The sequence below is a fragment of the Protofrankia coriariae genome, from assembly GCF_001017755.1.
Taxonomy (GTDB): domain Bacteria; phylum Actinomycetota; class Actinomycetes; order Frankiales; family Frankiaceae; genus Protofrankia; species Protofrankia coriariae.
In genome coordinates, this window is sequence record NZ_JWIO01000003.1 from 282,886 (window position 1) to 286,365 (window position 3,480).

General features: G+C 69.5%; 4 protein-coding genes (1 of these 4 only partly in view). 3 read left to right on the plus strand and 1 reads right to left on the minus strand.

The features are described from left to right. The coding region (locus tag FrCorBMG51_RS03610; RefSeq protein ID WP_235433279.1) for a hypothetical protein at positions 1 to 269 on the plus strand (269 nt) is incomplete at its 5' end. A gap of 486 nt (positions 270 to 755) precedes the next feature. Here FrCorBMG51_RS03610 and mce read toward each other — a convergent pair. Beyond that, on the minus strand, positions 756 to 1,178 hold the full coding sequence (gene mce / locus FrCorBMG51_RS03615; RefSeq protein WP_047221648.1) for a methylmalonyl-CoA epimerase: 423 nt from the start codon (positions 1,176 to 1,178) through the stop codon (positions 756 to 758). Positions 1,179 to 1,455: 277 nt separating this feature from the next. Here mce and FrCorBMG51_RS03620 point away from each other — a divergent pair, with 277 nt between their 5' ends. After that, positions 1,456 to 2,640, plus strand: a complete 1,185-nt coding sequence (locus FrCorBMG51_RS03620) for an acetyl-CoA C-acetyltransferase (protein WP_047221649.1) — start codon at positions 1,456 to 1,458, stop codon at positions 2,638 to 2,640. A gap of 122 nt (positions 2,641 to 2,762) precedes the next feature. Then, a protein-coding gene (gene meaB / locus FrCorBMG51_RS03625) for a methylmalonyl Co-A mutase-associated GTPase MeaB (RefSeq protein WP_476742098.1) crosses the window boundary here: on the plus strand, positions 2,763 to 3,480 show its 5' portion. 164 nt of this gene lie beyond the right edge of the window; only the first 718 of its 882 coding nucleotides appear in the window; its start codon is at positions 2,763 to 2,765; its stop codon lies beyond the right edge, outside the window.

Genomic DNA, 3,480 nt, shown 5'->3' on the forward strand with positions numbered 1-3,480 from the left:
GGCAGGTGAGCGGGCCGCCACTGCCGCTGTCGGCAGGTCTCTCGGGCACCCACGGTGACGGCTTCACCTGCGACGGCCCAACACCCGGGACCGTGGTCGTCGCCGGCGGCAACGCTACCGGCAATGCCGCCAGCGACCGGACGTACTCGGTCACGTACACGACGTGGCGTCTGTCCGGCGAGAGCTTCCAGACGGTCGGCTCACCCACGTCCTCAACGGTGGACCTGAACACGACCGCGTCGCCCTTCACCGCCGGCTGCGGGGTTTAGCCCCGGATTTCCGCTTTGCGGAAATCCGGGGACCCCTACCCTCTGGGGTTGGTCGTCGAGGGTGCTTTCCGGATCATCTGGTGATGATCCGGAAAGGTAAGGATCTTGGGGTGTGTTCGCTTTGCGGAAATCCGGGGACGGTGGCGGCGGGAAAAATGTGGGCGGTGGTGGTGGGCGAAAAAGGATGTGGATCCGGTGCTGTCCGAACAGCGGCGGATCCACATCCTTCAGGCCCTTCCGGGGTATTTTGTTCCGTGAGGGTCGTTGTCGGTGGTTCTCGGATCACTCGGCCGTCGTTTTCGGGATTTTCGGTCATCTGGTGACGGCTGACACCAGTGATGGTCGACAACGGGAGCTGCGGCGCTGGTCGGCGGGAGGCCGCCGGGGAAGGGCCCGCGAGATCCGCTGGTCGGGGCCATCATCTGGAGTCGCCAGTTCGCCGGTCGGGGCCACCAGGTGAGGCCACCGGCTGGCCGGTGTGGGGGATCAGCGTCTGGTGGCCTGGACCAGTTCGGTGAGGACGCCGCCGGTGTCCTTCGGGTGTAGGAAGGCGATACTGGCGCCCATGGAGCCGTGCCGGGGTCGTTTGTCGACCAGTCGGACCCCCGTGGCGCCGATCGAGGCCAGCGCATTCTCGACATCGTCGACGCCGTAGCCGATGTGATGGACTCCCTCGCCGTTGCGGGCGAGGAACTTGCCGACCGGCGAGTCCGGTCGGATCGGCTCCAGCAGCTGTACGTAGGAGCTGCCCGCGGGGCCGTCGGCGACGAACAGCATGGCTTCACGCACCCCCTGTTCCTCGTTGATCTCCTGGGACGCTACCGTGAGGCCGAACGTCGTCTCATACCAGGAGATGGACTTCTCCAGGTCACGGACGGCGATGCCGACATGGTCGATTCTGGTGAACATCGCGATCTCTGTCTCTCTTTCGTGGTCGTTGCGGCTGCCAGGATTTTCATGATCATTATGATTACCGTGATCGTCGCGGTGGCGTGGAGGAAGGAGATGTGGGGAGCGCGGAAGTCTCGCCGACATGCCGGCCCATCCTCCTGGGATCGTTCCGGGATGCTGCCACACCTGACCGCCACCGGCGCGGATACGCGGGTTGCCCCTGCTGGCCCGGCATGTTGGTCATGATCACGTTATGGTTACCAAAGACGCTGTCGTACCTGCGGGAGGCCCACTCATGCCTGGTTCCGTCATCGTGGCCGGCGCGCGGACGCCGATCGGCAAACTGTCCGGTTCGCTGAAGAACTTCTCCGCCGTCGAGCTGGGTGGGTTCGCGATCAAAGCCGCGTTGTCACGGGCCGGGATCAGTGGCGACCAGGTCGATTACGTGATCGTTGGGCATGTGATCCAGGCGGGTCAGGGCCAGATCACCTCCCGGCAGGCGGCGGCCAGGGGCGGAATCCCGCTGAGCGTTCCCGCGCTCACCGTGAACAAGGTCTGCCTTTCCGGCCTGGACGCGATCGCGCTGGCCGACACCTACATCGCCAGCGGCGAGTTCGACATCGTCGTCGCCGGTGGGATGGAGTCGATGACACACGGCCCGCACCTGTTGCGGTCCCTGCGCGCGGGCGTCCGCTACGGCAGCGCCGAGCTGGTGGACGCAACCGCATACGACGCTCTGACCTGCGCGTTCGACCAGGTGGCGATGGGGGAGGGCACCGAGCGGGGCAACTCGGTGCGGGGTATCGGCCGGGCCGAACAGGACGAGTTCTCCGCCCGGTCGCACCAGCGTGCCGCCGCCGCGATCAAGAACGGCCTGTTCGACGAGGAGATCGTCCCGGTCGAGGTGCCGCAGCGTCGCGGCGACCCGATACTGATCAGCCAGGACGAGGGCGTTCGCGGTGAGACCACCGCCGACTCGCTGGCGAAGCTGCGTCCCGCCTTCGCCGCCGACGGCACGATCACGGCCGGTTCGGCGTCGCAGATCTCCGACGGCGCCGCGGCCGTCGTGGTCACCAGCCGGGCCAAGGCGGCCGAGCTCGGCCTGCCGGTGCTCGCCGAGGTCGGCCACCACGGTTTCGTCGCTGGTCCGGACCCGTCCCTGCACTCCCAGCCGTCGAACGCGATCCTGGCGGCGCTGCGCAAGGAGGGGCTGACCCCGGCGGACGTGGACCTCTACGAGATCAACGAGGCGTTCGCCGCGGTGGGCATCCAGTCCATGCGCGACCTTGGTATCGGCCCGGACGTCACCAACGTCAACGGGGGCGCGATAGCGCTCGGGCACCCGGTCGGCATGTCCGGTACCCGGATCGCCCTCACGCTCGCCTACGAGCTGCGTCGCCGGGGCGGCGGTATCGGTGCCGCCGGCCTGTGCGGCGGCGGTGGCCAGGGCGACGCGCTCGTGCTGCGCGTCCCGGCGTGAGCTCGACCCCGGTGGCGCTCCCGGCGCCCGGGCCGGTCCGGACGCGCTCCGCAGCCCCGGCCGACCTGGTGGACGCCGCCGTCGCCGGCTCCCCACGGGCGCTCGCCCGGCTGATCTCCCTGGTGGAGGACGCCTCCCCGCAGCTGCGGGAGATCATGGCACTGCTGGCGCCACGCGCCGGGCGGGCGCAGGTGATCGGCCTCACCGGTTCCCCCGGGGTGGGCAAGTCGACCTCGACGTCCGCTCTTGTCGGCGCGTTCCGCGCCCGTGGCCTGCGGGTCGGGGTCCTGGCCATCGACCCGTCGTCCCCGTTCAGCGGCGGCGCGCTGCTCGGGGACCGGGTGCGCATGCAGCAGCACGCCACCGACCCCGGCGTCTACATCCGCTCGCTGGCCTCCCGCGGGCATCTCGGTGGCCTGTCCTGGGCGACCCCGCAGGCGCTGCGCGTGCTGGACGCGGCCGGCTTCGACGTGGTGCTCGTCGAGACGGTGGGGGTGGGCCAGGCCGAGGTCGACATCGCCTCGCTGGCCGACACCACGCTGGTACTGCTGGCGCCGGGGATGGGCGACGGCGTCCAGGCGGCCAAGGCCGGCATCCTGGAGATCGCCGACGTGTTCGTGGTCAACAAGGCCGACCGGGACGGCGCGGAGCACACCTACCGGGAGCTCAAACACATGATCGCCCTGGCCGGGCCGGTCAGCGACCAGCGGTGGCAGCCGCCGGTGGTCAGGACCGTCGCCTCCCGTGCGGAGGGCGTCGACGAGATCGTGGACGCGATCGCCGAACACCGCGCGTGGATGCTCCGGCAGGGTGTGCTGGACGCCCGCCGGCGTCGGCGGG